This window comes from Marinobacter antarcticus (genome assembly GCF_900142385.1).
GTDB classification, from domain to species: domain Bacteria; phylum Pseudomonadota; class Gammaproteobacteria; order Pseudomonadales; family Oleiphilaceae; genus Marinobacter; species Marinobacter antarcticus.
Window position 1 is genome coordinate 1,212,273 of record NZ_FRAQ01000001.1, and the last position, 26,198, is coordinate 1,238,470.

The following is a 26,198-nucleotide window of genomic DNA, read 5'->3' on the forward strand; positions in this document are numbered from 1 at the left end:
CTGGTTACTCTTGTTTGGATACCGGTTTGAAAACGACACCCTTATCTCATCTGCAGCTAGCCATCCTTCTGGGCATGACCGTTGCCCTTGGGCCGCTTGCGCTCGACGCCTACTTGCCGGCATTTCCGGAAATTGCCGATGCGCTGGGTGTTGGCCATGGGAGTGTGGGGCTGACTCTTAGTGCCTATGTCGGTGCCCTTGGGCTTGCGCAGTTGCTGGGCGGCCCCTTGTCAGACCGCTATGGACGGCAGCAGATTCTGTTCACAGGGCTGGCTGTCTTCGCCTTTGCTGCCTTCATGATTGCTCAGGCGCAAACGCTCCCGGAGATGCTCAGCTGGCGGATTGTTCAGGGTATTGGCGGAGCCTTCTGTGCGGTATCCGTTCCTGCTATTGTCCGTGACCAGACCAGTGGGCAGGACGCAGCGCGCCTGTTCGGGCTGATAGGCCTTGTGATGTTTATCGCACCGGCCGCGGCACCTTCCATTGGCTCAATGTTGCTTTATTTCAGTGAGTGGCATGCGATCTTCCTTATGCTGGCCGTTTACGGAGCGTTGTTGGCGATCGTTCTGCACTTTGTGCTGTTCCGCCGTTTGCCGCTCCGGCAGAAAGATCCCACACCGGTCTCCACGCTGATTACAAACTATGCGTATGTACTCCGCCACGGCGTAACCATGCGATTCGTAGGGATTCAGGCTTTATGTTTCAGCGCCATGCTTGTGTTTATCACACACGCCTCGTTTATCTATCAGGAGTGGTTCGGACTATCAAACGCCACATTTTCTGCGTTGTTCGCCGCAAATATAGTGGCCATGGCCAGCCTGAACCTGCTCAACCGGCGCCTGCTTAACCGCTATCAATCTGTGCGAATACTGCGGGCATGCGTATTCCTGCAGGCCATCGCCGTTACCATTCTGGTGGTCTGCGCCTGGGCAGGCGCGCCTTACTGGGTTATTGCCGCCTGCATTATCATGTCCGTTGGATTCATGGGGGCAATCATCCCCAATAATATGGCCAATGCCCTGGAGTTCTTTCCCCACCTTGGCGGCACGGCTGCGGCCATGCTCGGGGCTGCGCAGTTCACCATCGCCGGTGCGATAAGCGCTCTCTCGGCAACTCTGGCTGGAGGAACGCTGCTGCCCATTGTGCTGGTTATGGCGGCCTGTGTATTTGGTGCGGCCATACTGGCCGCAGGCGGGCCGGGTGCGGTTGAGCGAGAGGGCCTAGCCTAACGTCGCCGGGCTTTTGCAGCGTTGCTCTGTTTGGCGATCGAGGCACGCGAACTGATGCCCTGGTCAATGTACAGTACGGCATCCGTTATCTGGGGGAACATATGCTCATTCAACACATACTCACGCAGGGCGGCAGAGTGCGTGAGGGTGTCGCGAACCGGGCCTATCAAGCTTACCAGATAAAGCTGGATGCCCTGTTCCCGCAGGTTTTCGATCACGCTTTCCAGCATGATCAGCGAGGTACTGTCGATACTGCTGACGGCTTGCGCATCCAGTATCACTGACTTAAGTGCACCCTCAGGGCGCCGCTTTATAAGGCTGTATAGCCGCGTCATGAAATAATCTTTATTGGCAAAATACAGAGGCGCATCGAAGCGGAAGATCAGCAGATCCTTGCGCACACTGATGCTCTCGAAACGGTGGATATTCCGGTAAAGGTCCTCTCCATCAATCTTGCCCAGCTCGGTCATGTGTGGAGTCGTACTGTTGTAAATGACCAGTATCAGAGATACCGCCACGCCGACCAGTAGCCCCTGCTGAACACCCAGCAGCAATGTGATCAGGAAGGTGACCAGCAATATCAGAAACTCCTTTCTGTCTTGCCGGAACAGGATTTTCATCTCGTTGTACTTGAACAGCCCCAGCACCGACATCACGATAATCGCGGCCAGAACGGCTTTGGGTAAGGGGTAGTCGGTAAACAGCGGTGTAAGAAAGACCACCGTAATGGCAATCAGGCCAGAGGAAACGATTGCTGATACTTGAGTCAGCGCGCCCGCTTCGCGCAAAGCGGCGCTGCGTGAGAAGCTGGCAGAGACCGGAAAGCTCCGGAACATGGCGCCCACGGCGTTCGCCAGGCCAAGCGCGATCAGCTCCTGGTTTGGCTGAACGCTGTGTTTGTCTTTGGGAGATTCCTGCGACTTGCATATCGACATGGTGCCCACGAAGCCCATCAGGGCCACTGTAAACGCAACCGGCAACAGCTCTCGAAGTTTCGCGAAATCGATGACCGGGATCTGCAGCGCCGGGAAGCCCTGTGGCACCGAGTTGATGACCTCTACGCCTGCCTGTCCCGCATGAAACAGCCCCGACAGTAACATGGTGCCAACCAGCAGCATCAGAGCGTTGGGCAGCTTTGGCACGAGACGTTTGCAAAAAAAGATAAACAGCAGGCTTGCCACCGCAATCCCAACCGTAACGCCGTGCCAGTCGCTTATATTTATCAACAGTTGATATGAGAGGTCCAGTACGTTGGCGCTATCTACATGAATGCCCGTCAGGTTCTGGAGCTGGCTGCCAATGATGATGATGGCCGCAGCCGAGGTGTAGCCAACGACAACCGGATAGGAGAGGAAATTGACGATAAAACCAAACCGCAGAAGCCCGAACAGAAACTGAATCAAACCAACCAGCAGAGTCAGCTCAATCGCAAGCTGAAGGTAATGGTCTGATCCAGGCTCCGCCAGCACGCTGAGTCCAGAGAGAATAAGAATTGCATCCAGCGCTACCGGCCCGACGGAAATCTTGTTGGAGGTTCCGAGCAAGGCGTATAAGAGCGGTGGAAAGATTGAAGCGTAAAGCCCGAACTCCGGTGGCAGCCCGGCGAGCACCGCATAGCCCATGCTTTGCGGAATTAGCATGACGCCAATGGCGAGGCCAGATACCACATCCTGTTTTAAAGTATGGGCCGTGTATCCCTGCAGCCAAAGCAAACCAGGCAGTAATTTGTAGAGCATAAATGCAGTTTTTCGCTTGAGGGCCGGACTGCAAGTGTGTGTAAATCAATGGACTGAATCAAGAAGTATCAGCTGGGTAGGCTCTTGGGCCATGCGAAACGCTGACCGATAAAGCCGGCACCAGAAAGACGAACAGAGAGTGAGTGTCTTTCCTTACGCTCTCGAAATAGTGAAAGGTGCTACAATCAAGGTGTTTAACAAACTGCCAATGGAGATATTACTATGGCGAAAAAGAAGGCAATGCCTACGAATCACAGCGCAGTGCAGCGGGAACTGAAAACCCCGAAGTACCAGATGCGTGTCGTTGAGGACAAAAGCAAATACCGCCGCAACCGCGACAAGAGTGTACGGATGGAGGATTTTCGCAAAGTTGCCTGAGAGGCTGTTTTACGAAAATCCTCCATCCCACGCATCCCCCCCGGTTATAGACAGAGTCGTCTGGCTTCGTTTCCAAACCTTAATGAAACTCCGTGGTCAATTAAGATTCACTTAAGATCCCGGGGCTAGATTTGATCCTCCGTAAAATCACACGAAGGATCAAGGATATGAAAAAGCTGATTGCTGTCATGCTCATCTCTGCCGCGGCATTTTCTGCGACTGCCTATGCCGAAGACGAACTTTGCGATGCGCCGAAGAGCGAATGGCGTAGCCAGGATGCCCTGAAGCAGGTTCTGGAGGATAAAGGCTGGGACATCAAACGTGTAAATGTTGATGAAGGCTGCTACGAAGTGTACGCGCTCGACGAGAACAAAGAGCGTGTCGAGGTTTACTTCGATCCGAAAACCTTTGCTGTCGTGAAAACCCAGGAGTAAGGAGGCCTTTCATGCCAGCCGCCTCAAAAGTTAAAGTCTGGGACCCACTGATCCGCATCTTTCACTGGTCACTGGTAATAAGCTTTTTGGTGGCCTGGCTGAGCGCAGGGGAGTGGCAGGATCTCCATGAAATCTGCGGCTACATCGCAGCCGGGCTGATCTGCTTTCGGCTACTTTGGGGGGTTATAGGCTCCCATTATGCACGGTTTCGACAGTTCCTCCGTCATCCTTACGAGGTGATTCGCTACATCCGTGATATTCGTTATGGTCGCGAAACCCGTTATATCGGCCATAACCCGGCTGGCGGAATGATGATCTTCACTCTGCTGCTGACAATTGGCGCGCTGACATTCACCGGCTGGCTAAGTACGACAGATCAATACTGGGGTGCTGAGTGGTTGCAGAATCTCCACGAGGCCATTGCCGATGGGGCATTGGTGTTGATTGCCTTGCATGTCGCTGGCGTGGTGGTGGCAAGCCTGCGTCACCGCGAAAACCTGGTAGCTGCGATGGTGACCGGCCACAAGCGAGGTGCTTAGCCTGATAATGTCGCCTGATGTAGCGTGAGTTGTTATTCACCCTCCAATCTCATCACTAAAAGCAGACCCTGGCCGAAAAGGATTTCAGCTCAGGTTTAGCCCGGAGGCAAGTGAAAAGATAAGGTAATCTTATCGTCGGTCCTTGCGCACTGCGGGTGCACTCTGAAGTTGCTGGCGGTAATTAAGACAAGGCCTATCGTTATGATCTTCTACTGGGATATTCTGAAGGCGTTAAATTTTAAGCAAGGGATTAATGCCGGTGAAGGACCTAGAACAGCATAAAAAAATCGCCGTACTGATAGATGCCGACAACGCCCAGCTTTCAAAGCTGCCGCTGATCATTGAGGAGTTATCCTCCCATGGTCACGTCGTTGTAAAGCGCGCCTACGGAGACTGGTCAGTTGACAGCCTGAAAAACTGGAAGAATGTGCTGAACGAACTGGCGATACAGCCCATTCAGCAATTTGCCTATACCAAGGGTAAGAATGCGACAGACGCATCCATGATCATCGATGCCATGGATCTGCTTTACTCCCAGAAATTCGATGCCTTCGCACTGGTTTCCAGTGATAGCGATTTCACCAAACTCGCCTCCCGGTTGAGAGAATCGGAAATCTATGTGTTCGGGGTGGGGGAGAAGAAAACGCCCGTTTCCTTTCGCAGTGCCTGTGACGACTTCCTGTTTACAGAAAACCTGGAATACACCGAAGAAGCTTCAGATCAGCCAGTTGTTGCTCAATCCCGGCAGAAGCCAAAAGAAAAACTTCCCGAAGAAATTGTCCTGCTGAAAAGAGCCTGGGAGCAAACCCAGGATGATCAGGGCTGGGCAACATTTTCCGCGGCTGGCTCCTTCCTTAAACGAACTCGCCCGGATTTTGATCCCAGAACTTACGGCGCGAAAAAGTTCTCTGAGTTACTGGTTGGTAAGCCTGAGTATTTTACGGTTAAAAAGGGGACTAGCGGGCAGGGATACAGGGCGTATAAGCCGGCGGATGGTGAGTAGGCAGAAACAACAAAACCCGCACAAGGCGGGTTTCATCTTAATTCTTAATGGTGCCCGGAGGCGGAATCGAACCACCGACACGAGGATTTTCAATCCTCTGCTCTACCAACTGAGCTATCCGGGCAAGTTGCTATACTACTGTGCAACGGGGCGCTATTAAACCGGTTTCGGTGTGGTGAGTCAAGGCCGGCTCGGAAAATTTTCTGAATCTTTTCAGGCCTGCTCAGGCTTTGACCAAACCGGAGTTATTGCTCTGGCGGTACGTAGCCTTCGGCTTTGTCGAAAGGCTCGTTATTGAAGTAATGCTGCATCTGCGCCTGCAGGTATTTGCGTGTGTTGGGATCCATCAGGCTCAGGTGTTTTTCGTTGATCAGCATGGTTTGCTCGTGTTGCCATTCTTCCCAAGCCTGCTTCGATATGTTCTCGAAAATGTCCTGGCCTCTTGCACCGGGCATGGGTGGAAAATCGAGACCTTCGAGTTCTTTCTGGTGTTTGCGGCAAAAAACGGTGCGGCTCATGTTCGCTCCTGTCTTGATGAGTGCGATATGGGAATGGCCGGATGATAACAGATCGTGCCCGTTAAGCGTGCGAGCCCTCTGGTCTCAGAGCAAGGTGGCCTGTTCCGGATTCGTGAGCAGGGTGCGGATCGGCGCCGGCAGGCCTAGGGCCAATGCTTCGTGCCGGTGCAGCCACTTCTGTTGAGCGTCATCTCGGATGCTGTTTTGCCCGGTCACGCCCAGACGCGCGGGCTGGATATGCAGGTGGTAATGGGAAAACGTGTGGCGGAAGCCGCCGATCAGTTCCGGTTCTCCGCAATCAAACCCAAGGCTCTGCTCACATGCTTCCTGCAGTTCGTCGGCGCCATAGGCCGGATCCAGTTCCGGCAGGCTCCAGAGGCCGCCCCAGATGCCACTGGGCGGACGTCGCTCCAGCAGGATGCGGCCTTCCTGGTCTTCCAGTATGACCATCCAGGTGGTTTTCTCGGGTTTGGCTTTTTTCGGTTTGGAGCCGGGGTAGAGGCTGGTCTCTCCTCTGGCGTATGCCGTGCAGCCCTGTTGCAAGGGGCAGTCATCGCAGGCGGGACGGCTGCGGGTGCAGACCGTCGCGCCCAGATCCATGATGCCCTGGGTGTAATCGCGAGCCCGCTCATCCGGCGTGTGCGCTTCGGCATGCTCCCACAGCTGCTTCAGTACTGCGGTTTGCCCGGGCCAACCGGGAACGGCATGGTAGCGAGTCAGTACCCGCTTTACATTGCCATCAAGGATGGCAGCGCGCTTGCCAAACGCCTGGGCAAGGATCGCACCGGCGGTAGAACGGCCTATGCCTGTCAGGGTTTCCAGCTCTTCCTGAGTGTCAGGAAACGTACCACCAAAATCGTCCATAACGGATCGGGCGGCTTTCTGGAGGTTGCGTGCACGGGCGTAATAGCCAAGCCCGGACCAATGGCTGAGTACGTCATCAACCGGCGATTCCGCAAGAGCGCACGTATCGGGGAAACGCTCCATGAAAGCCTGAAAGTAGGGGATAACGGTTGCAACCTGGGTTTGCTGAAGCATGATTTCAGAAACCCACACCCGGTAGGCGTTACGGTTATGGTGCCACGGCAGGTCGTGCCTGCCGTGTTGGTCGTACCATGTCAGAAGGTTTTCAGCGAAGCAGTCTGCTGTCACTTGAACAGGCCTTTGAGAGCATCTTTTACCTTCTCGCCTGAGCCTTCGCCGAGTTTCTCTTCCAGCTTTTCACGGACTTTTTCTTCAGCTTTGCCTTTCGCCTTGTCGACTTCTGCCTTGGCCTTTTTGCGCGCGGCGTTTTCCGCAATGGTTTTCAGTGTGTCGCGGAAGCGGGAGCCGTCAAAGGAACACAGGCTTGCTGCGCCCGCAGAGAAGTCGCCGCGGCATTCCACCGGTATAACAACGTCTTCCACGTATTCAGTTACACGGCAAGCGTTGTCACGGTGGATTTCGCCGACGATTCGCAGGCCCAGCTCGTAGTCGACGAGGGTCTGCTTCATATCAATCGTGCCATTACCTTCCAGCTTCATGCCTGCCAGCGAGGCGACCAGGTCTGTGTTGTCGAAGATGTTGCCGTTGATGTCCAGAGTGCCGCGCATGTCATTGAATGGCGTTGTGTCACCCCAGTCATCGGTTGTCAGTTGGTCCTGGTTGACCAGAGCAATCCCCTGGCAAGCCATGCGGGTCAGATTCATTTTCCGGAACTCACCTTTGGCAAGGTTGAAGCTGATCTGGCCGTCGGCCTTTTCTCTCAGAACCGAGATGCGGTTGCCGGAGGTGGTCGCATTTATCTTGAGGTTGGCGCCACCGGCAAGCATGGTGACTTCTGCCAGGTCAGCCAGCAGTGGAAGAGTTTGAACATTGCTTACATCAGAATTGATTGCCCACTTCGGGGTGTCGGTGCGGGCATCAATGGTGGCGTTGGAGCCAAAGCTGCCTTCATAAAGCTTGCCGCTGAACTCGTCCACTTTCAGCAGGCCTTTGCTGGCCGTTGTGCTGGCTTTGATTTCCTTGATGGTGAGGTTGCTCACAATCAGTTCACCCAGCCCGAAGTCGATATCCAGAAGCAGGCTGCGCAGGGTTTCCAGCGGCAGAAGGTCGCCTTCAGGGCCTGTGCCCGCCGTTTGTGCCGGGGCATCTTTTGCGGCTTCTGCACCTTCGGCTTTAGGTGGCAGGTAGCGGTCGGCGTTGAGTTTGTCGCCCTGAAGGTCGAACACAATGCCGCCGTTGTCGAGGTTATAACTGCCGGAGCCTTTGAAAGTGGTGTCATCAAGCGTGATCACGAGATCCGACAATGCAGGCTTGCCTGCAGGGCCGCCGATGCCGGTAGAAAACGCAATGGCCTGTAGTACCTCTGCGTCGGTGGTCTCAATGGCGGGCTGCCCCAGGTTTTCGAGCAGATCTTTGAGAGAAAATTCGCTAATGGCTACTTTGCCTTTCAGGGTTGGCTTGTCGCCGAAGCCCTTAACGTCAAGGTTGGTGTTCAGGGTGAGGTTTGCGAGGCTGGCGGTGAAGTCGCTCAGGGTCGCAGTTTCGTTCTCCAGGTTGGCTTTAGCTGAGCCAGCCAGCTTGGCAGTTACTGATTTGCCGCCGAACGGCTCGCCGTTCATTTTGAATACCGCTTCCAGACCGGAAACCGCGAAATCGTTCAGCCCTTCGTTGGCAGCCAGGCGCGCCTCTATGCTTCCGTCCACTGCGAATTGAGGTTGCGTTGTTTCTACCCGAAAGCCAACTTCCAGAGGAAAGTCGGAGCCCAGAGTAATGTTGCTGGCATTCACTGTGAAGTTTTCAAGTGTTACCGTTTGGCCGTTGCGCTGATCACTGTAACGCACCTGGGCATTGCTGATCTGGACGTTTTCGACATTGAAATTGAGGGCTTCGCTGCCGCCTTGTTCACCTTCCGGAGCTGGTACCGCCTCGGGCTTGCTGGCAACATCCTGTTTGTCCTTTTGTGCATCGCCGGCTGCCGGCTCTGGCATGATACGAGTCCAGTTGCCTTCTCCCTGCTTATTAATGCTCAGGTTAGCGTCCAGGCCGTCGAGTACGAAGGTGTTTACCTGCGGTGACATGGCAATCAGCGACCAGAAATCGATCTGTGCCACCAGTTGTTTCAGTGCAACGAGGCGCTCGCCATCCAGGGTTGCTTCTACATCGTTCAGCTCAAGCCCGAGAGGAATAAAAGACCAGCCGATATCGCCTTCCAGAATCAGGTCGAGGTTGGTTTGTTCCTCAACGACTTGTTCGATTTGCGGCTTATAGTCATTCGGGTCGATGACGGCCATGGCAATCGCGATCGCGGTAACGGCGAGAACGACAAGTGCAACGATGGCGATCAGCACATAACGTATGGCTTTCATGGTTCGGGCTTCCTTTCTTGTTGCGGGAGCTGTCTGGATTCAAGTAAATCCGGTTGCTAATACGTTAGAGGATAACGCAGGGTTAATAAATTAACAGGGCGGGAGTATGACAATGCGGTAGTGTTGGGCCAAAATGCATCCATTGTTTTCCAGCTATATTGATACGTATAAACATAAAAAGGAGTTCGCTGTGGCTATTACTGTTTCGATTGAACTGCATCGGGAGTTTGAAATCCCGGGTAGCTATGATGAGGTTTTTGAGCTGCTGGCCGATGTGCCGCGCTCTGCAGGCTACTTTCCGAAAGTGCACGAATTGACGGATCTGGGAGACAACATCTACCGCTGGGAAATGGAAAAGGTGGGTGTAGACAAGCATGCAATCCAGTCCATATACGCAAGCAAGTACTTTGCAGACAAGGACGCAGGCAAAATTACCTGGGAGCCGGTAAAGGGCGAAGGTAACGGTCTGGTTCGCGGGTCCTGGGTGCTGGCTGCAAAAGGCGACAATGCCACAGCAGTGAAATTCCAGACCAGCGCTGAGCTCACACTGCCGCTGCCCGGTCTGCTGAAGCTCGCTATCAGCCCTGTTATCAAACACGAGTTCAACGGTCTGGTAGATACTTACATGAAAAATCTGAAGAAGGCCTTCTGACTTTCTTGCGACCAGACTGACTATCGTGCCGATTAACCCGGCTATGGGACTCCTGTGGGCATAAAAGGTATAATCCGCGAATTAAGTTTTCCGGCGTTGTGCCACCTAAATCTGCTACGGAGTCCCCATGGCCGAACGTAAGGCTCGGGTAGAACGAAATACCCTTGAAACCCAGATCAGCGTTGAAATCAATCTCGACGGCACCGGTAAATCCAGTTTTGATACCGGTGTGCCGTTTCTCGAGCACATGATGGAGCAGATTTCCCGTCATGGGTTGATCGATCTCACCATCGTCTCCAGAGGCGACCTGCATATTGATGACCACCATACGGTAGAAGATGTCGGCATCACCCTTGGTCAGGCATTCAAGCAGGCGGTAGGCGATAAAAAAGGTATCCGCCGTTATGGCCACGCCTATGTGCCCCTGGATGAGGCGCTTTCCCGCGTGGTTATTGATCTCTCCGGTCGCCCTGGCCTGATTATGGAAGTGCCCTATACCCGCAGCACTGTGGGCGGCTTTGATGTGGACCTGTTTGAAGAGTTCTTCCGCGGGTTTATCAACCACGCCTTGGTGACTATGCACATTGATAATCTTCGGGGTAAGAATACCCACCACCAGATCGAAACTGTGTTCAAAGCATTCGGCCGTGCCCTGCGTATGGCTATTGAAATGGATGAGCGCATGGCGGGTATTACACCGTCGACCAAAGGCCTGCTGTAAACCGCCGCTCTTAGCCACTTAAGGACACTGTATTAACCATGAAAACCGTTGCCATCATCGACTACGGCATGGGGAACCTTCACTCTGCCCGCAAAGCGGTAGAGCACGTGGCCCCGGATACCAGAGTTCTGGTAACCGACAACGCAGATCACATTCGTGAAGCCGACCGGGTAATTCTTCCCGGCGTCGGCGCCATACGCGACTGCATGGCGGAGATTCGCCGGCTGGGCGTGGATAAGCTGGTGCGGGAAGTTTCCCGCGACCGTCCGTTTCTCGGGATCTGTGTTGGCATGCAGGCGCTTATGTCCCGTAGCGAAGAGAACGGCGGTGTTGACTGCATCAATCTGTTTCCTTCCGAAGTGCGCTTCTTTGGCGAAAACCTGGTTGAAAACGGCGAGCGCCTGAAGGTGCCTCACATGGGATGGAACGAGGTTTACCACGCTATGGAGCATCCGCTGTGGCAGGGTATTCCCGACGGTGATCGCTTCTACTTCGTGCACAGTTACTACGCCGAGGCGGAAGGTAATCCGGATATCGCCGGGCGCAGCCACTACGGAGTTGATCTGGCGGCTGCGGTGGCCCGGGACAATATTTTTGCTGTGCAGTTTCACCCGGAGAAAAGTGCCAGGGCAGGACTGCAGCTTCTCAAGAACTTTACTGACTGGAACGGAACATGCTGATTATTCCCGCCATTGATCTCAAAGACGGAAAGTGCGTGCGGTTGCGCCAGGGCCGGATGGAAGACTCCACCGTTTTCGGTGGCGACCCGGTTGATATGGCCACCCGCTGGGTGGAAGCCGGTGCCCGCCGGCTGCACCTTGTGGATCTCAATGGCGCGTTTGCAGGTGAGCCGGTTAACGGAGAAATTGTTCAGGCCATTGCCCGCAAATACCCCGATTTGCCGATACAGATTGGCGGCGGTATTCGCACTGCAGAAACCATCGAGGCCTATCTCAAGGCCGGTGTGCAGTGGGTGATTATCGGTACCAAAGCGGTCAAAGAACCGGAATTTGTGACCGAGATGTGCAAGCGCTTCCCCGGCCACATTATTGTTGGTCTGGACGCCAAAGATGGCCGTGTAGCCACAGATGGGTGGGCCGAAGTATCCGAAGTGATGGCGACCGATCTGGCAAAGCGCTTTGCCCACGATGGCGTTGAAGCGATTGTTTACACTGACATCAATCGTGACGGCATGATGCAGGGGGTCAATGTAGAAGCGACTGCTGCGTTGGCAGAAGAGGGTGGCATTCCGGTCATCGCTTCCGGTGGCGTAACCAATATGGATGATCTCAAGCGTTTGGCGCCGGTCGCTCACAAGGGCGTCATCGGAGCTATCACTGGCCGTGCTATTTATGAGGGCACTCTGGATGTTGCGGAAGCCCAGGCATTCTGTGACACCCTTAAAGGCTGAACAAGGTAGATTTTATGGCACTGGCGAAGCGCATTATTCCCTGTCTGGATGTGGATAAGGGGCGTGTTGTAAAAGGGGTTAACTTTGTGGATATCCGGGACGCCGGCGATCCTGTGGAAGTGGCACGCCGCTATAACGAGCAGGGTGCTGACGAGATCACCTTTCTGGATATCACTGCAAGCCACGAAAGCCGTGACACGACTTATGAAACGGTAGAGCGTATGGCTGCGGAAGTCTTTATTCCGCTGACGGTCGGCGGTGGTGTTCGTACCGTCGATGATATCCGCAAGCTGCTGAACGCTGGCGCAGACAAGGTGGCCATTAACACGGCCGCAGTATTCAACCCGGAGTTTGTGCGGGAAGCGGCAGAGCGCTTTGGCAGCCAGTGCATTGTGGTGGCTATTGATGCCAAGCAGGTTAGCGCCGAAGGCGAAGAGCTGCGCTGGGAGATCTTTACCCACGGTGGCCGCAAGCCGACAGGGCTGGATGCTGTGGAATGGGCGCGCAAAATGGTAGAAATGGGTGCCGGCGAGCTCTTGCTCACAAGTATGGACAGAGACGGCACCAAGATCGGCTTTGATCTTGGCTTGACCCGTGCGGTCAGCGATGCCGTGATTGTTCCGGTAATTGCCTCAGGCGGTGTGGGTGAGCTTCAGCATCTGGCGGATGGTGTTACCAAGGGTGGCGCAGATGCGGTGCTGGCGGCGTCTATCTTCCACTTTGGTGAGCATACGATTCCCGAAGCCAAGGCCTTCATGAAGGCTCAGGGAATCGAAGTCCGGGATTAGTCCTTTTTAGCGAAAGCAGACCGGATGGTCTGCTTTTCCCCGTCTGCAAACATCCTCTGATTGTTGTTACGGATTGCCCAGAGCCCGCTCACTGTGGCAATGGCGATGCCCTGCTCATCCAGTAGCGGAAGATGTTTTTCGAGATAATCGACGGTCACCGCGTGCGGGTGGCCGATGCCAACCGCACTGCCGTTTTCCTTTGCCCGGCGGATCAGTTCCTTGAACTGATGATCCACAAACTCTTCCGTTTGCTCATGATCCAGAAACACGTCCCGTGTCATGGTAGGGATCTGATAAGCCTCAGCGACATTGCCTGCAATAGACGAAGCAATCGTCCGGCTGTCGACAAAATAAACGGGGTAGCGATAGAGTTCTTTCATCACCCAGTCCATAGGCTTGAGCTGCTGGGTCAGCAGGCTGCCCATGTGATTGTTCACCCCCTGCACATAGGGAATGGACTGCAGAGCACGGCGTAAAGTGGTTGTCAGACTCAGCTCATCCATATCTGACGTTAACCCGCCGGCGCCAAGACCAAAGTTCCTGGTGTTAGCCATGGGGGCATGTAGCATGATCTCTTTATCGCGGCTGTGTGCCAGGCGGGCAAGAGCGTTCGTGTGCGGCCGATAGGGCAGGAATGCCAAGGTCAGTGGCTGGTCCAGGTTGGCCAGGCGCTCGCCTTCGCGCAGGCTGTGCCCCATGTCATCAATGATGATGGCAATGGTTGGCGGGACATCACCTTTCGCGGGATCGGCTGCTGCCCCGCTGGCAGCAAGGCTTGTCAGGGCCAGAGTGGCAAGGGTCAGACTAAAGAGTGCCTTCACTGTGCTGTGTCTGCTCCCTTGGGATTGAGAATGTGCAGCCCTTTCAGCAGATTGAGGGCTGAGCGCAGTTGGTAGTCGCGGTCGGCCATTGAGCCGATCTCGTTCTCTGGCTTCGGTTGTTGGCCGTTACCTTCCGTGTTCTCATCCTGGCCAACCAGGTGGCCGGTCAGGTCCGCTTCGGTAAAGAATGGACGGCTGTCCAGTTCTTTGAGCTCCGCCGGCCGCACTTCGATATCCGGCTTGATGCCGGTGGCTTGTATAGAACGACCATCGGGGGTGTAGTAACGCGCAGTTGTCATTTTGATAGCGTGGGTTTCATCCAAAGGGATAACCGTCTGGACGCTGCCCTTACCAAAGGACTGGGTGCCCATAATCACGGCTCGCTTATGATCCTGGAGAGCACCCGCAAGAATTTCTGATGCAGAGGCTGAGCCGCCGTTGATCAGAACAACAATGGGTGTGCCGGCCATTACATCGCCGTCTTTGGCGCTGAAACGAAGGCGCGAACTCTGGATCCTGCCTTCTGTATACACAATTAGCCCTTCGTCCAGCAGTGCGTCTGCGGTTGCAACAGCTGCCTGCAGCACACCTCCCGGGTTATTGCGCAGGTCAATCACCAGCCCGTCGAGATCCCCGCCATGATCTTCCCTGAGCTTCTTCAGGGCCTTTGTGAACTGTTCGCCGGTCTCTGCCTGGAACTGGGTCAGGCGTACGTAACCATAGCCGTTTTCAATCATGCTGCTTTTTACGCTGGTGACCTTGATAACAGCCCGCTCAACGTCAATCTCAACAGGTGCGTTCTGACCGTCACGCATGATGGTCAGAGTGAGTATGGTGCCAGGCTTTCCGCGCATGAGCTGAACAGCTTCTTCCAGGCTCATGCCCTTTACCGGCTTTTCATCAAGTTTGATGATCAGATCGCCTGCCTGAACGCCGGACTGCTGAGCCGGCGTGTCATCAATCGGCGCGATAACTTTTATAAAGCCGTTCTCCATGCCAACTTCAATGCCCAGGCCTCCAAACTCGCCGGAGGTGCTTTCTTCCAGCTTTTCATAGTCTTTCGGTGCCAGATAGGTGGAGTGCGGGTCCAGATCCGAGAGCATGCCCTTGATGGCGCTTTCCAATAACTGCCTGTCGTCTACTTCTTCAACATAGGCAGCCTTGATGCGACTGAAAACCTCGGTAAATTTTCGCAGGTCGTCCAGTGGCAGTTGCTTTTCCGGATCGGGCAGGGTGATTTCGACACGCTCACCGTCCTGGATGCCTTCCAGAACCCGTGTGTTGTCTGAAGAATTATCCTGGGCGAAGGCCAATCCGGGAAGAGCGATGAAACAGGCGGCAAGGATGGCAGAGCGCAAAGGTAAGGTTTGGAGTGTGCTTCGGACCCGTTTCATTCACATATCCTGTGGTTATTCCGGTAGTTGGGCAGAATTCCCTGTTCCCGATAGTATGGCGTCAGCGGGCGCATTTGTCAGCCCTGCTGATGGTGTTCACTTGCCCAGCCAGCGCCCCGGGTTGTCTGGCTTTCCATTATGACGCACCTCAAAATACAGTGCCGGGTTTTCCGTGCCGCCAGTGCGGCCCGCCAGAGCAATGGCTTCGCCGGCGGCAACCCAATCGCCGGGGCTGGTAAACAGGCTGCTGCTGTGGCCATAGAGTGTCATGTAGCCATCGCCGTGATCAATGATTGTTATCAGTCCAAAGCCCCGAAGCCAGTTGGCGAAAACAACTCTGCCATAGTGAATGGCTTTTACTTCTGCATCCTCGCCGGTCTGAATGAGCAGGCCGTTTCTGCTTAGCTTGCCATCTGCGTACTTGTCACCGAACCGGCTGGTCACCTTGCCCTGTGCCGGCCAGGGCAGTTTGTTTCTGAGCGATGCGAAGGGCTGTGACTCGTTTGGTGATGGAATGTTGGCAATGGCCTGCTGCACTTCCGAAAGCAGTTTTTCCAACCGCTTGCGATCAGATTCCAGTTCATCTTTTTCGCTGCGACGGCTGCGGATGTCCTGATTAAGAGCGATCAGGGTTTTCTGGCGTTCCTGGCGGGAGGCCTTCAATCCCTGCTGGCGTTGGATGACGCCTTCCTCGGTTTTTGCGAGTTCGGCTCGGGTGCTCTGAACCGCTGCTTGTGTAACTTTCAGTTCCTGAAGATTCTTTTGAAAGGTTTCCAGGCGCCTGACGGTGTCGCGGCTGAGGTATTCGTAGTAGGTCATGGCCCGGGCAATGTTGTCCGGATTGATTTCGTTAAGCAGAACTTTTACGGCTGGCGCATCACCCTCCATCCAGGCCGTGCGGATTTGCTTTCTCAGGCTTTCGCGCTGGCGTTCCAGGGTTCGGGACAGTTCACGCTCCTCGCTTTGGAGGCCGGCAAGACGCTGCTGCTGTTCTTTCACCTGCTCGCGCAGAGATCGACGCTCACGGGTCAGTTTGCTGATCGTGCGTTCAGCCGCAGCAAGCTGTCGCTCCAGAGAGGAGCGGTCCTTCTCGGCGTCGGCCAGCCAGTCATCGATGTCCTCAATGCGTTCTTTGAGGTCTTCAACCTGGGACGGCGTAACCTCTTGCCCGAAGGCTGCCGGCGCTGCAATAAGTACAAGCGTGAGTGCAAGCGCCAGTAGTGCCGTTAGTCGCAATGGGAGGGCCTTGTTGCGGATCAATCGATCGTGACCAGGCTGTGCCCGGTCATTTCCTTCGGTTGTTCCAGGCCCATCAGTGTAAGTAGCGAAGGTGCTACATCGCTCAGGCTGCCGTCTTGCTTCAGGCTTATGCTGCGGTTGCCCGTGTATACCAGTGGCACCGGCCCAGTAGTGTGTGCGGTATGGGCCTGTCCTGAAATAGGATCGGCCATCTGCTCGCAGTTGCCGTGGTCGGCGGTTATAAGTGCTTCACCGCCCACCTCGTCAAGAGCTTCAACAACTCGCTGCACGCAATGGTCAAGACATTCTGCCGCCTTGATAGCTGCGTCCAGTTTGCCGGTATGACCTACCATGTCTCCGTTGGCATAGTTGCACACCACCAGGTCGTACTTGCCGCTCTTGATGGCTTCCACCAGTTTGTCAGTGACTTCCGGAGCGCTCATCTCAGGTTGCAGATCGTAGGTGGCAACTTTGGGGGAGGGCACCAGAATCCTGTCTTCGCCAGCAAAAGGCGTTTCCAGCCCGCCATTAAAAAAGAAGGTAACGTGTGCGTATTTCTCTGTCTCAGCAATGCGCAGCTGGGTTTTACCGAGCCCGGACACGTACTCGCCCAGGCCGTTGACCAGTTGCTCTGGGGGATAGGCGCATGAAGCTTTGATATCCGCCGCATATTCAGTGAGCATGACAAAATCGGCAAGCTTTGGATGTTTCCGGCGCTCGAACCCTTCGAAACTCTCGTCCACGAAGGCGCGAGTCATCTCCCGGGCGCGGTCAGCACGGAAGTTCATGAACAGTACTGCGTCGCCATCGTTGATTGTGCCTGCAGGCTCGCCGGCACTGTGGATTCGGGTTGGTTTTACAAACTCATCGTTTTCGCCGCGCTCGTAGGCCTGATCGAGGCCCGAGAGAGGATCGGTTGCCGTGAACTCGGAATCGCCCAGCGTCATCAGGTTATAGGCGCTTTCAACTCGATCCCAGCGGTTGTCTCTGTCCATTGCGAAATAACGGCCAACAATAGATGCAACACGGCCCACGCCCAGACTTTTAAGTTTTGCGGCGGCTTTTTCCAGAGAGGGGCGCGCACTGCGGGGCGGCATATCCCTGCCATCAAGAAATGCGTGAACATACACTTCTTTTGCGCCCCTTGAAGCGGCAAGCTCTGCGGCAGCAAGAATATGATCTTCGTGGCAGTGAACCCCGCCAGGCGACAACAGGCCCATAAGATGAACAGCGCCGCCGTTACTTACGGCTTTGTCGATTGCGGAGCAGAGGGCGTTGTTTTCATTAAATGTGCCATCCTCCAGATCTTTGTCAATGCGCGTAAGGCTTTGGTAAACCACGCGCCCTGCGCCGAGATTCATGTGCCCCACTTCCGAATTGCCCATCTGGCCCTTTGGTAGCCCCACAAACATGCCTGAGGTGTTGATCAGCGCCTTTGGTCGGGACTGCCAGAGCTTGTCCCAGAAGGGTGTCTTGGCGTTGCTGATGGCGTTGTCGTCGGCTGGGTCACGGTAGCCCCAGCCGTCAAGGATAATCAATGCTGTCGGCTTGCGCAGTGCTGTCATTATTCAATCCGGAAGTAAAATGTTAGTAAGTTTACGAAACTAATTATCGAGTTTATCTATTTTCGCACTTTGAGGCCACAGTCGTCACCCATAGGGTTACCTTCTGTCTGACGAGCAGGCTGTGTATAATCCTGCCAAACTCATTGTCAGGGTAACCTCATGGATCGGTTGTTTGAATTTGTCGTTAACCACTACATTCTAGCGTCGCTGTTTGTGGCTTTTGTAATTGCCATTCTGCTTCTGGAATCCCGCCGTGGGGGAGCCAAGATTTCTGCCCAGGGAGCGGTTAGCCTGATCAACCGGAATGAGGCTGTAGTTGTTGACATACGTGATCGCAAAGAGTTTGGTGAGGGCCGTATCACCGGCTCGATTAATATCCCGCTGAATAGTCTGAAAAGTCGCGCCGCAGAATTAAAAAAGCATAAAGACAAGCAGATCATAGTAGCGGATAAAATGGGCCAGCATTCCGCCATGGCGGTTAAACAGCTCAACGCCGAGGGTTACGCTAACGTGGTGCGCCTGAATGGCGGAGTCAGTGACTGGAGAGCCAGCAACTTGCCGCTGGTGAAAAAGTAAAAGTAGAGGCAGCGGCGGAGCTTGATCTGAGCGCCGATCTGCCTCACTGTTTCACATAACCGAGCGCCGCCAGGCAGTAGACTGTTCCGGCAGGTGAAATCATAATGATGGGCCTTGAGCCCAATCTAAGACTCTCTACAAAAACCGAAAGGACTGAACATGGCAGAGAATCAGCAAGCCGCCGCAGGCAGTGACAACCAGAACCAGGCCCAGTTTGCCCTGCAGCGTATTTATGTGAAGGATCTCTCTTTTGAGTCCCCTAATTCACCGGCGGTATTTCAGGAGCAATGGAAACCTCAGGTGAATCTGGACTTGAACACAGCCCATAACAAAGTAAGCGACAATCAGTATGAGGTTGTGCTGTCATTGACCGTTACGGCGAAAATTGACGAGAAAGTCGTTTACATTGTTGAAATTCAGCAGGCGGGTGTATTCCTCGTGGCGGGCATTGAAGGCCCGCAGCTTGGTCAGATGCTGGGCGCTTACTGCCCGACCATTCTGTTTCCCTACGCCCGTGAAGCCATCGATGGTGTTGTTAACAAGGGCAGCTTCCCGGCGTTGATGCTGGCTCCGGTTAACTTCGATGCCATCTACGCTCAGGCGCTCCAGCGCAAGCAGGAAGAGGCAGCTGGAGAAGCAGGAGAAGAGCAGAAGACTCACTGATAGTTTTTGCTCTCAGCCTGATACTGAAACAGCCCGGCATTTGCCGGGCTGTTTTGTTTATAGTTTGCCGTTTACCGAACCCGTAAATCCCAGCTGTCGCCAGGCTTCGTATACGACCAACGCAGCGGTATTGGACAGATTCAGGCTGCGGCTTTCGGGACACATAGGCACTTTCAGGCAGTGTTCTGCGGATAAGCCTTCGCGCACTTCCTGGGGCAGGCCGCGGGTTTCGGGACCAAACATCAGGTAGTCATCTTCTTGATAGGCAACCTGGTGATAGTAACGTTGGCCTTTGGTGGTCAAGCCAAACAGCCGCCGAGGTTGTTCGCTGTCGAGAAACGCCTGATAGTTCTTGTGGACTTTTACCGTGGTGTATTCGCTGTAGTCCAGCCCTGCACGCCGCATCTGTTTGTCTTCAAGGTTGAAACCCAGAGGCTCGATCAGATGCAGTCTGCAGCCTGTGTTAGCGCATAGCCGGATGATATTACCCGTATTAGGCGGTATCTCCGGCTCGTACAGCACTACATTCAGCATCGCGTTTTAGCGCTCCACCGCCAGGGCAACGCCCATGCCGCCGCCGATGCACAGGGTTGCAAGGCCTTTGTTTGCATCACGGCGCACCATTTCGTGCAGCAGCGATACCAGGATGCGGCAGCCAGAAGCGCCAATGGGGTGGCCCATGGCAATAGCGCCGCCGTTCACGTTTACCTTACTGACGTCCCAGCCCATGTCGCGGTTTACGGAGATGGCCTGGGCAGCAAATGCTTCGTTGGCTTCAATTAGATCCAGATCTTCAACGCTCCAGCCTGCCAGTTTCAGGCAGCGCTGGCTGGCGGGAATCGGACCGGTGCCCATGATGCTCGGATCAACGCCTGCATTGGCGTGGGCCTTGATCGTCGCCAGCGGGGTCAAGCCCAGCTCTTTGGCTTTCTCAGCGCTGCACACCATAACCGCCGCCGCGCCATCGTTGAGAGATGAGGCGTTGCCAGCAGTTACCGAGCCGTCTTTCTTGAAGGCCGGGCGCAGCTTGCCAAGGCTTTCGGCGGTCACGCCGGCGCGGGGTCCTTCGTCTTTGCTGATGACGATCGGATCGCCTTTACGCTGGGGTATGGAAACCGGCACTATTTCACCATCGAAGCGCCCGGCTTCGCGGGCTGCAACGGCTTTTTGCTGTGATGCCGCTGCAAACTCGTCCTGTTCTTCGCGGCTAATGCCGTATTTTTCAACTATGTTCTCAGCTGTTATGCCCATGTGGTAGTCGTTGAAGGCATCCCAGAGACCGTCGGTAACCATGGTGTCGATCATGGTCCAGTTGCCCATGCGCTGGCCGTTGCGGCTGTTGGGCAGAACGTGCGGAGCCTGACTCATGCTCTCCTGGCCACCGGCAATCATCAGCTCGGCGTCCCCGCAGCGAATCGCCTGAACCGCCATGTGGACCGCTTTCAGGCCGGAGCCGCAGACCTTATTGATGGTCATGGCGGGCACCGAGGCCGGGATGCCGGCATTGATGGCGGACTGACGGGCAGGGTTCTGGCCACAGCCTGCGGTCAGAACCTGGCCGAGCACCACTTCACTAATCTGATCACCGGCGACGCCGGTGTCCTCGAGAATGGCCTTGATGACCGCGGTGCCGAGTTGGTCGGCACTCAGGCTGGACAGGCCGCCACCAAAGCTTCCTATAGCAGTACGCTTGGCTGCAACAATGACAACATCACGCATGGAGTCTCTCCGGTTTCAAAGGGCGCGGGGTTATGGGTCTCCGCGCGGACAGAATGGACAACTGGGGGTATTGTAGTCGGAAAGGCCTGGCCGGCAAAAGCACGGAGCGATGACCGGGCTTACATGTTCAGGCTTCGCCCGCCATCCACAGAAATAATCTGCCCGGTAATAAACGGGGCTTCGGTCAGCAAAAACACAATGGTTCGGGCGATGTCGTCCGGTGTGCCGGTGCGTTTCAGGGGGGTCTTGTCCAGAATCCTGCTCTGGTAGCCTGCATCAACCGCTGCGTCGCCTTCCGGCCAGAGAATAGCCCCTGGGGAGACTCCGTTTACTCGTACTTCAGGTGCCAGGTCTTTGGCCCAGGAGCGGGTGAGGGCGGCGAGGCCGGCTTTGCTGGCGCAGTAAAGAGGGTGTTCCGGCAACGGCTTTTCACTGTATATGTCAATCAGGTTCACAACGCTGCCGGCGCTTTCCCGCAGCGCGGGCAGACACGCTTGCATCAGAAAAAACGGCGCCTTGAGATTGGTGTGCATGATGTTATCCCAGTCGTCCTCAGTTGCCTCCGGAGTCGGATTTGGGTAGAACACAGATGCGTTGTTAACCAGCGCATCCAGCCGCCCCCACTGTTCCGCCGCTTCATGGCCCAGAAGCCTTGTATCCGCGATTTCGCTAAGGTCGGCCTGCAATGCGATCGCTGAGTTCTGGCGCTGATGGTTCATGGCTTTCACGAGACCGTCGGCCTGCGCTTCACGGCTCCGGTAGTGGATAACCAGGTTCCAGCCACGATCGTGGAGCATTTGAGCGGTGCGGGCGCCAAGGCGGTGTGCCGAGCCGGTAATCAGGGCAACAGGAGTGTTCTCAGGCATGCTGGTTCCTCAGGAGGATGGGCGGGAGACTGTCTGAGCTATACGTGCCAGACGCTCCGCCCGGATTGCCTGGCCCAGCTCTTTGCCCGAAAAACCCTGTTTCATCAGTGTCTGGGGGTCAACGCGTGATGTGGCATCAGCGGCTTTCCTGAGTGGGGCCAGTTGCTTCAGATTAGCAGGCTCGAGAGCGCACCCAAGTACATTGATCAGGTTTGAGAAGCGTTCAGGCCGGCGCCAGATATCAGCCTTTTCAAGTAATTCAAGCACAGTGCCTGCATCCGGTTGAGCAGGGTCGAGTCGCCTGATCACACCTATAAAAGCCACAGTTAGCCGGGCAAGTTGCTGGCAGTCGTTAGGCGCTTTCAGAGCTCTTGCTCTTGCCATACAGGCAGGCTCATCGAGTGAGCAGAGCAATGCGGCAAAACGCTCCGCCGTTGAGCCGTTGCTGGCGTGAACGCATTGCAGGGTATCAATGACGGCGCGGAAGTCGGTATCGGGAGTCAGTTCGGGAATCAACACGGTGAGTGCGCCACAGTCCCGCAGTACCTGAAAAAAAGTACCGGGGGCCTGTTCGTGCAGTGCCCGCTGAATCTCCTGCCACACTCGCTCGGGAACAAGATGCTCCACTTCGCCTTCGGTAACCATGGTGCGCATGAGCTCCATGGTTTCTGTACAGACGCTAAAACCGAGAGGCCGGAAACGTGCAGCGAAGCGCGCGGTCCTCAGGATGCGCAGAGGGTCCTCTTTGAAGGCCTCCGAGACGTGGCGCAGCTCTCGGGCCTCAAGATCTTTTCTGCCGTGAAAGGGGTCTGTCAGCTCACCCTGTTCCGAGCGCGCCATTGCGTTGATGGTCAGATCCCTGCGCAGCAGGTCTTCTTCAAGAGTGACATCCGTTGCGCTGTAAACACTGAAGCCGTGATAGCCGTGGCCCTGTTTACGTTCGGTACGAGCGAGGGCATATTCCTCATGGGTTTTGGGATGCAGGAATACGGGGAAGTCGGACCCTACCTGGGTAAAGCCCTTGGCAAGCATTTGTTCCGGGGTTGCGCCGACCACCACCCAGTCACGATCTTTAACTTCCAGGCCCAGTAATTCATCGCGAACGGCGCCGCCAACCAGATAGGTTTGCATGAAGGATCGGATTCCTTTCTAAGAAGTGTCCGGGAATTATCCGTTTCCCGGGCGAATCAGGCAAACCTGAGTTGGCCTGACACCGAAAACAGCGCTCAAGGCGGCAGGATCAGAAAGAGGTGCCCAGCTCCAGAGCAGCGCCTACATCGGCACTGCTGAACAGGGCGCCGAGATCAAAGCGTACTCCCATCAGGTTCAGGCCCAGACCGGCTGTAAACTGAGTTTTTTCCTCAATGCCGCTGTTGTCATCGTTGCTGGCCAGGTTGTGGCGAACACCGGCACGAAGCTGGGCATAGCGCCAGGCATCGAGTTCTGCACCCACGGCAAGCCACTGGGTATCATCTTCGAAACCAAAGGCTTCGTTCTTGGTCAGGTCAATTTCGGCGGTAACAACGTGATAGTTGCCTGTGTGGGCGATACCGACGGTTGCCATGGGATTGAGCTTGAGCGTTCTCACCTTCTCTCCGAGCAGAGGGCGGCTTGCTGCAGAATCCAGTTCCATGGGGATCAGGTTTTTAACTACGATGCCCGCGTTCCATTGTTTTTCATCACCAAAAGCGTAAGCCGCACCTATGTCCAGGTTAAAGCCACTCTTGTCGGTCTGATACTGATCACCGTCGAATTCGTCGTCTTCAAAGCCGGAAACCGTTTCTGTGTATTGGAAGGTTCTCAACTCGACATACTTTGGTGAAATGCCCAGTTGCAGAGTTTCGCCGTTATTCAGCTCCAGTGCATGTGCAAAGCTGACGCCTGCCTCAACGACCGCAGAAGAAACAATTTTTCCGCGTGATTTGAGTTCGGTATCAAGGTTGGTACTTTGGAGTTGGGCGAGGTCTGTTGGGTTGCCAGGGTCGAGATCAACTATATTCTGAAGAGTCGCTCTGTCTTGCTCATCAAACTCACCGCGTACCGTTGCGGTCAAATTTCCTGTTGTAAAAAAGCCCACTGAAAGCTTTTTGCTCGGAATTGCAAAGCCAAGCCCGAGACCGATGTTGGCACGCAGTGTATCGTTGTCAAATGCATATAGGCGCGTGAGAAGATCTCCGGCCACAGCCTGCGCATCTTCAGGGTTTGAGGTTCGGTTGATGCTGTCAAACTGATCAATGGCATCCTGAATATCGTCAATCTGATCAATTGTCTCTTCTTCATCAGCAACCCGTGCGTTGATGGAAGGCAGTGTCAGTCCGAAATCGTCTGACCAGGAATTGTGGTCAGCGGCCATCATGGCGGGATTCGCCGAGGTGGCAGATGAGGGTTGCGCAGCGGCTACGCCGGTCCCACCCATGGCAAATGAGCGTGACGACATAAAGGCCTGAGGGCCGGCCAGCGCCGAGGTGGCGGCAACGGATAAACCTACGGCAATAAACAGTCTGGACAAGCAATGTTGGTGCATTCGGGTACCTTGGTAAAAAAGATAGGCACTGTCTGAGTTATTAAACTGTTGGCAGGTTAGAGCAATATGCGTACCCGAACATGACATAAGAGGTAACGGTTTGTTTTTGATGTGTAAGCAGAGGCAGGTTTTTGCCGCTTTTCAGCTCCGGTTTGGGACGTTTTCAGAGAAATCGCTTTCAATCAGCGTGTTAGCAAAACTGGCGTGAATCTTTCATGGGTTAGCTGAAACGATCTCTGGAGACAAGAACATGGTCATTCGCCGGATAGTAATCCCTTTTCTGGCTTTCACACTGGCGGCCTGTGCACCCGTTGGTGGCTACCGGGACAGCGACAGAAACAGAGCGCAATCTGAAGCAAGGTTTGAGCCCATTACGGTGCGGGTCAGCGGCTTTGGCACTTACGAAGACGTCAGTGCGGATCGTCTGAATACCCGTAAACGCCTGATGGCACGCAGAGCATCCCAGATGGACGCCTACCGGAACCTGGCGGAGCGGGTTTACGGCACGGTCATTTATGGCAGCGCTACTGTGAACGACTTTGTTCTCCGCAACGACAGCTTCCGCACCTACGTGGACAGCTACATTCGTGGCGCAAAAATGGTAGCTGTTAATGAACACAGCGACGGAGTTGTTGAGACGGTCATGGAGTTAAAACTGGAGCCACGCTTCCGCGCCTGTGTTTCCAAGGTGGCGGATGACCAGGTGCAGGATCTTTGTCCTATACCCATGCCCGGATACAACGACAGTGTTGGTGATGTTCAGAGCAGAAACGTCGACGCCCTGTATTATCTTGATTGATTCTGGAGCACGGAAAATTGAACGAAATAGCGGGCAGGAAACGATGCGCGGGTTTATAACGCAGTTTATGCGATTGTTGCTTTGGTGTGCACTGATGCCGTTGATGCTGGTTGCCAGCGCTCAGGCCGTTGTTCTTGAAGGTGTGGGCCATGCCAATATACATAATGACGATCTCGCCTCTGCCCGTGCCGAAGCCCGCAACGCGGCCATGCGTGATCTTGCATTGCAGTACGAGGCGCAGGTAAGTACCAGAGACACCATGGAAAACGGTGTTCTGACCGAATCCAGAATACAGCTGGCCTCCAGTGCCCGAGCGCGGAACGTAAAAGTTATTGATGAGTATCGCAGCGGTAATCTCTTGCGCGTAACCGTGCGCGGAGACATTTCTGCCGGGCAAGCCAGCTGCGACGGAGGTGAGAGCGGCCGGTTGAAAAAGCGGGTGGCGGTAACCGGGTTTCCGCTTCTTTATCCGGATCAGGCCAGTGTAGGGCGTATTGATGATGCCGGCGAAATCCTGCCGCAACATCTACAGCAAGGTCTGCGCGAAGCCGGCAACCTGCAGGTGTTTTCTGCCACGACTTCTCGCCTGTTCCCCGATCTGCTGAATGCACCGACGATGCAGCAGAGCGGTAACCGGCTTACCAATGTGATTCAGGTTGCCCGTGAGATGGGTGTTCAGTTCGTAGTGGCCGGGGTTATCAGGGATGTCGGCGTTGCCGACCCGGCGGCCTGGGGTTCCTCCGTTCTGGACAAGATGCAACGGGGCGTTGGTGCGGCTGATATGCGCCGGCGTTTTGCGGTGGATGTGGTGGTTCTGGATGGTTTCAGCGGCTCGCCGGTATACCAGCAGCGCTTTGAAACTGCGGCCGACTGGAATGCCGGCCCAGGCAGCTCTGCAGGCTTTGGCTCCGAGGGTTTTCGTAAAACGCACTATGGCGAGGCGGTTGCCGGTGTTGTCGCGGATATGACGAAGGCAGTAACCGACGCTCTTGCGTGCCAGCCTTTTATGGCGCGGATTACGCGGGTAGACGGCCAGCTGGTTACTCTGGCGTCAGGTGCGACAGCTGGTTTGCGGCCAGGGGATGAGCTGCATCTGTATCGCAGCGCTCGTTATTTTGATTCTCTGGGAGGAACGCCGGAGCTGAGTGACAGTCAGTTGAAGGTCACTCTCAACAATGTGCATCCGGATTTCAGTAACGGTCTCATGCCCCAGGTCGGCGGGCAGGTAAACATTCAGCGGGACGACATTGCCATTATCTGGTAGCTCACAGTA

Annotated in this window: 27 protein-coding genes and 1 tRNA gene; 14 read left to right on the forward strand and 14 right to left on the reverse strand. The window is 55.1% G+C overall.

What is annotated here, in order from left to right; translation table 11 throughout:
* The first annotated feature begins 26 nt into the window (after positions 1-26).
* Positions 27-1,229 carry a multidrug effflux MFS transporter gene (locus BUA49_RS05645; RefSeq protein ID WP_228704411.1) on the forward strand — a complete coding sequence of 401 codons (1,203 nt, stop codon included), beginning with the start codon at positions 27-29 and terminating at the stop codon, positions 1,227-1,229.
* Here the strand turns inward: BUA49_RS05645 and BUA49_RS05650 are convergent.
* The gene (locus BUA49_RS05650) at positions 1,226-2,965 is read right to left on the reverse strand and encodes a SulP family inorganic anion transporter (RefSeq protein WP_072796193.1); all 1,740 of its coding nucleotides are present in this window, start codon (positions 2,963-2,965) and stop codon (positions 1,226-1,228) included. The genes BUA49_RS05645 and BUA49_RS05650 overlap by 4 nt on opposite strands.
* A gap of 222 nt (positions 2,966-3,187) precedes the next feature.
* On the opposite strand from BUA49_RS05650, the gene BUA49_RS17765 reads away from it, so the two are divergent.
* The 4 genes from BUA49_RS17765 to BUA49_RS05665 all read left to right on the forward strand — a co-directional run bounded on the left by BUA49_RS17765 (position 3,188) and on the right by BUA49_RS05665 (position 5,319).
* Positions 3,188-3,343 (forward strand): hypothetical protein, encoded by a 156-nt coding sequence (locus BUA49_RS17765; protein WP_175547551.1) that lies wholly within the window; start codon positions 3,188-3,190, stop codon positions 3,341-3,343.
* A 167-nt stretch (positions 3,344-3,510) separates the two neighbouring features.
* A complete protein-coding gene (locus tag BUA49_RS05655) occupies positions 3,511-3,777 on the forward strand; it encodes a PepSY domain-containing protein (RefSeq protein ID WP_072796194.1) in 267 nt (88 codons plus the stop codon).
* Between the two features lie 11 nt (positions 3,778-3,788).
* A complete protein-coding gene (locus tag BUA49_RS05660) occupies positions 3,789-4,316 on the forward strand; it encodes a cytochrome b/b6 domain-containing protein (RefSeq protein ID WP_072796195.1) in 528 nt (175 codons plus the stop codon).
* Between the two features lie 253 nt (positions 4,317-4,569).
* Positions 4,570-5,319 (forward strand): NYN domain-containing protein, encoded by a 750-nt coding sequence (locus BUA49_RS05665; RefSeq protein WP_323807511.1) that lies wholly within the window; start codon positions 4,570-4,572, stop codon positions 5,317-5,319.
* Between the two features lie 48 nt (positions 5,320-5,367).
* Here the strand turns inward: BUA49_RS05665 and BUA49_RS05670 are convergent.
* The 4 genes from BUA49_RS05670 to BUA49_RS05685 form a co-directional block, all read right to left on the reverse strand.
* Positions 5,368-5,443, reverse strand: a tRNA-Phe gene (locus BUA49_RS05670).
* A 121-nt stretch (positions 5,444-5,564) separates the two neighbouring features.
* Positions 5,565-5,837, reverse strand: coding sequence for an oxidative damage protection protein (locus BUA49_RS05675; protein WP_072796196.1), 273 nt, complete (start codon positions 5,835-5,837; stop codon positions 5,565-5,567).
* 84 nt (positions 5,838-5,921) lie between these two features.
* A complete protein-coding gene (mutY, locus tag BUA49_RS05680; protein ID WP_072796197.1) occupies positions 5,922-6,989 on the reverse strand; it encodes an A/G-specific adenine glycosylase in 1,068 nt (355 codons plus the stop codon).
* Positions 6,986-9,187, reverse strand: coding sequence for an AsmA family protein (locus BUA49_RS05685; RefSeq protein WP_072796198.1), 2,202 nt, complete (start codon positions 9,185-9,187; stop codon positions 6,986-6,988). Before BUA49_RS05685 ends, mutY begins: the two co-directional genes overlap by 4 nt.
* Before the next feature lie 190 nt (positions 9,188-9,377).
* Here BUA49_RS05685 and BUA49_RS05690 point away from each other — a divergent pair, with 190 nt between their 5' ends.
* From BUA49_RS05690 to hisF, 5 genes are all read left to right on the forward strand, one after another.
* Positions 9,378-9,839 (forward strand): SRPBCC family protein, encoded by a 462-nt coding sequence (locus tag BUA49_RS05690; RefSeq protein ID WP_072797698.1) that lies wholly within the window; start codon positions 9,378-9,380, stop codon positions 9,837-9,839.
* A gap of 127 nt (positions 9,840-9,966) precedes the next feature.
* Complete coding sequence (hisB, locus tag BUA49_RS05695) at positions 9,967-10,560, forward strand: imidazoleglycerol-phosphate dehydratase HisB (RefSeq protein WP_072796200.1); 594 nt, start codon at positions 9,967-9,969, stop codon at positions 10,558-10,560.
* Positions 10,561-10,598: 38 nt separating this feature from the next.
* Complete coding sequence (hisH, locus tag BUA49_RS05700) at positions 10,599-11,240, forward strand: imidazole glycerol phosphate synthase subunit HisH (RefSeq protein ID WP_072796202.1); 642 nt, start codon at positions 10,599-10,601, stop codon at positions 11,238-11,240.
* On the forward strand, positions 11,234-11,971 hold the full coding sequence (gene hisA / locus BUA49_RS05705) for a 1-(5-phosphoribosyl)-5-[(5-phosphoribosylamino)methylideneamino]imidazole-4-carboxamide isomerase (protein WP_072796203.1): 738 nt from the start codon (positions 11,234-11,236) through the stop codon (positions 11,969-11,971). Before hisH ends, hisA begins: the two co-directional genes overlap by 7 nt.
* 14 nt (positions 11,972-11,985) lie before the next feature.
* Complete coding sequence (hisF, locus tag BUA49_RS05710) at positions 11,986-12,759, forward strand: imidazole glycerol phosphate synthase subunit HisF (protein WP_072796205.1); 774 nt, start codon at positions 11,986-11,988, stop codon at positions 12,757-12,759.
* Here the strand turns inward: hisF and BUA49_RS05715 are convergent.
* From BUA49_RS05715 to gpmI, 4 genes are all read right to left on the reverse strand, one after another.
* Complete coding sequence (locus BUA49_RS05715; protein WP_407656688.1) at positions 12,756-13,547, reverse strand: divergent polysaccharide deacetylase family protein; 792 nt, start codon at positions 13,545-13,547, stop codon at positions 12,756-12,758. The two genes, hisF and BUA49_RS05715, sit on opposite strands and share 4 nt — an antisense overlap.
* Before the next feature lie 29 nt (positions 13,548-13,576).
* On the reverse strand, positions 13,577-14,974 hold the full coding sequence (locus tag BUA49_RS05720) for a S41 family peptidase (RefSeq protein WP_072796206.1): 1,398 nt from the start codon (positions 14,972-14,974) through the stop codon (positions 13,577-13,579).
* 96 nt (positions 14,975-15,070) lie between these two features.
* The gene (locus BUA49_RS05725; protein ID WP_072797700.1) at positions 15,071-16,210 is read right to left on the reverse strand and encodes a murein hydrolase activator EnvC family protein; all 1,140 of its coding nucleotides are present in this window, start codon (positions 16,208-16,210) and stop codon (positions 15,071-15,073) included.
* A gap of 20 nt (positions 16,211-16,230) precedes the next feature.
* The gene (gpmI, locus tag BUA49_RS05730; protein WP_072796208.1) at positions 16,231-17,778 is read right to left on the reverse strand and encodes a 2,3-bisphosphoglycerate-independent phosphoglycerate mutase; all 1,548 of its coding nucleotides are present in this window, start codon (positions 17,776-17,778) and stop codon (positions 16,231-16,233) included.
* Between the two features lie 159 nt (positions 17,779-17,937).
* Between gpmI and BUA49_RS05735 the strand changes: the two genes are divergently transcribed.
* Together BUA49_RS05735 and secB are read left to right on the forward strand one after the other, a co-directional pair.
* Positions 17,938-18,354, forward strand: a complete 417-nt coding sequence (locus tag BUA49_RS05735) for a rhodanese-like domain-containing protein (RefSeq protein ID WP_072796210.1) — start codon at positions 17,938-17,940, stop codon at positions 18,352-18,354.
* A 159-nt stretch (positions 18,355-18,513) separates the two neighbouring features.
* Positions 18,514-19,017, forward strand: coding sequence for a protein-export chaperone SecB (gene secB / locus BUA49_RS05740; RefSeq protein WP_072796212.1), 504 nt, complete (start codon positions 18,514-18,516; stop codon positions 19,015-19,017).
* A gap of 57 nt (positions 19,018-19,074) precedes the next feature.
* Here secB and trmL read toward each other — a convergent pair whose 3' ends face one another.
* From trmL to traF, 5 genes are all read right to left on the reverse strand, one after another.
* Entirely contained in the window at positions 19,075-19,551 is a 477-nt protein-coding gene (gene trmL / locus BUA49_RS05745; RefSeq protein WP_072796214.1) for a tRNA (uridine(34)/cytosine(34)/5-carboxymethylaminomethyluridine(34)-2'-O)-methyltransferase TrmL, read from the reverse strand.
* 6 nt (positions 19,552-19,557) lie between these two features.
* A complete protein-coding gene (locus BUA49_RS05750) occupies positions 19,558-20,736 on the reverse strand; it encodes an acetyl-CoA C-acetyltransferase (RefSeq protein ID WP_072796216.1) in 1,179 nt (392 codons plus the stop codon).
* Positions 20,737-20,855: 119 nt separating this feature from the next.
* Entirely contained in the window at positions 20,856-21,602 is a 747-nt protein-coding gene (locus BUA49_RS05755) for a pteridine reductase (protein WP_072796217.1), read from the reverse strand.
* Positions 21,603-21,611: 9 nt separating this feature from the next.
* Positions 21,612-22,733 carry a multifunctional CCA tRNA nucleotidyl transferase/2'3'-cyclic phosphodiesterase/2'nucleotidase/phosphatase gene (locus tag BUA49_RS05760; protein ID WP_072796219.1) on the reverse strand — a complete coding sequence of 374 codons (1,122 nt, stop codon included), beginning with the start codon at positions 22,731-22,733 and terminating at the stop codon, positions 21,612-21,614.
* A 109-nt stretch (positions 22,734-22,842) separates the two neighbouring features.
* Positions 22,843-24,126 carry a conjugal transfer protein TraF gene (gene traF / locus BUA49_RS05765; protein ID WP_072796221.1) on the reverse strand — a complete coding sequence of 428 codons (1,284 nt, stop codon included), beginning with the start codon at positions 24,124-24,126 and terminating at the stop codon, positions 22,843-22,845.
* A 250-nt stretch (positions 24,127-24,376) separates the two neighbouring features.
* Between traF and BUA49_RS05770 the strand changes: the two genes are divergently transcribed.
* Together BUA49_RS05770 and BUA49_RS05775 are read left to right on the forward strand one after the other, a co-directional pair.
* Positions 24,377-24,925, forward strand: coding sequence for an LPP20 family lipoprotein (locus tag BUA49_RS05770; protein WP_072796222.1), 549 nt, complete (start codon positions 24,377-24,379; stop codon positions 24,923-24,925).
* 67 nt (positions 24,926-24,992) lie between these two features.
* On the forward strand, positions 24,993-26,189 hold the full coding sequence (locus BUA49_RS05775; protein ID WP_139248770.1) for a flagellar assembly protein T N-terminal domain-containing protein: 1,197 nt from the start codon (positions 24,993-24,995) through the stop codon (positions 26,187-26,189).
* The last annotated feature ends 9 nt before the right edge of the window (positions 26,190-26,198 follow it).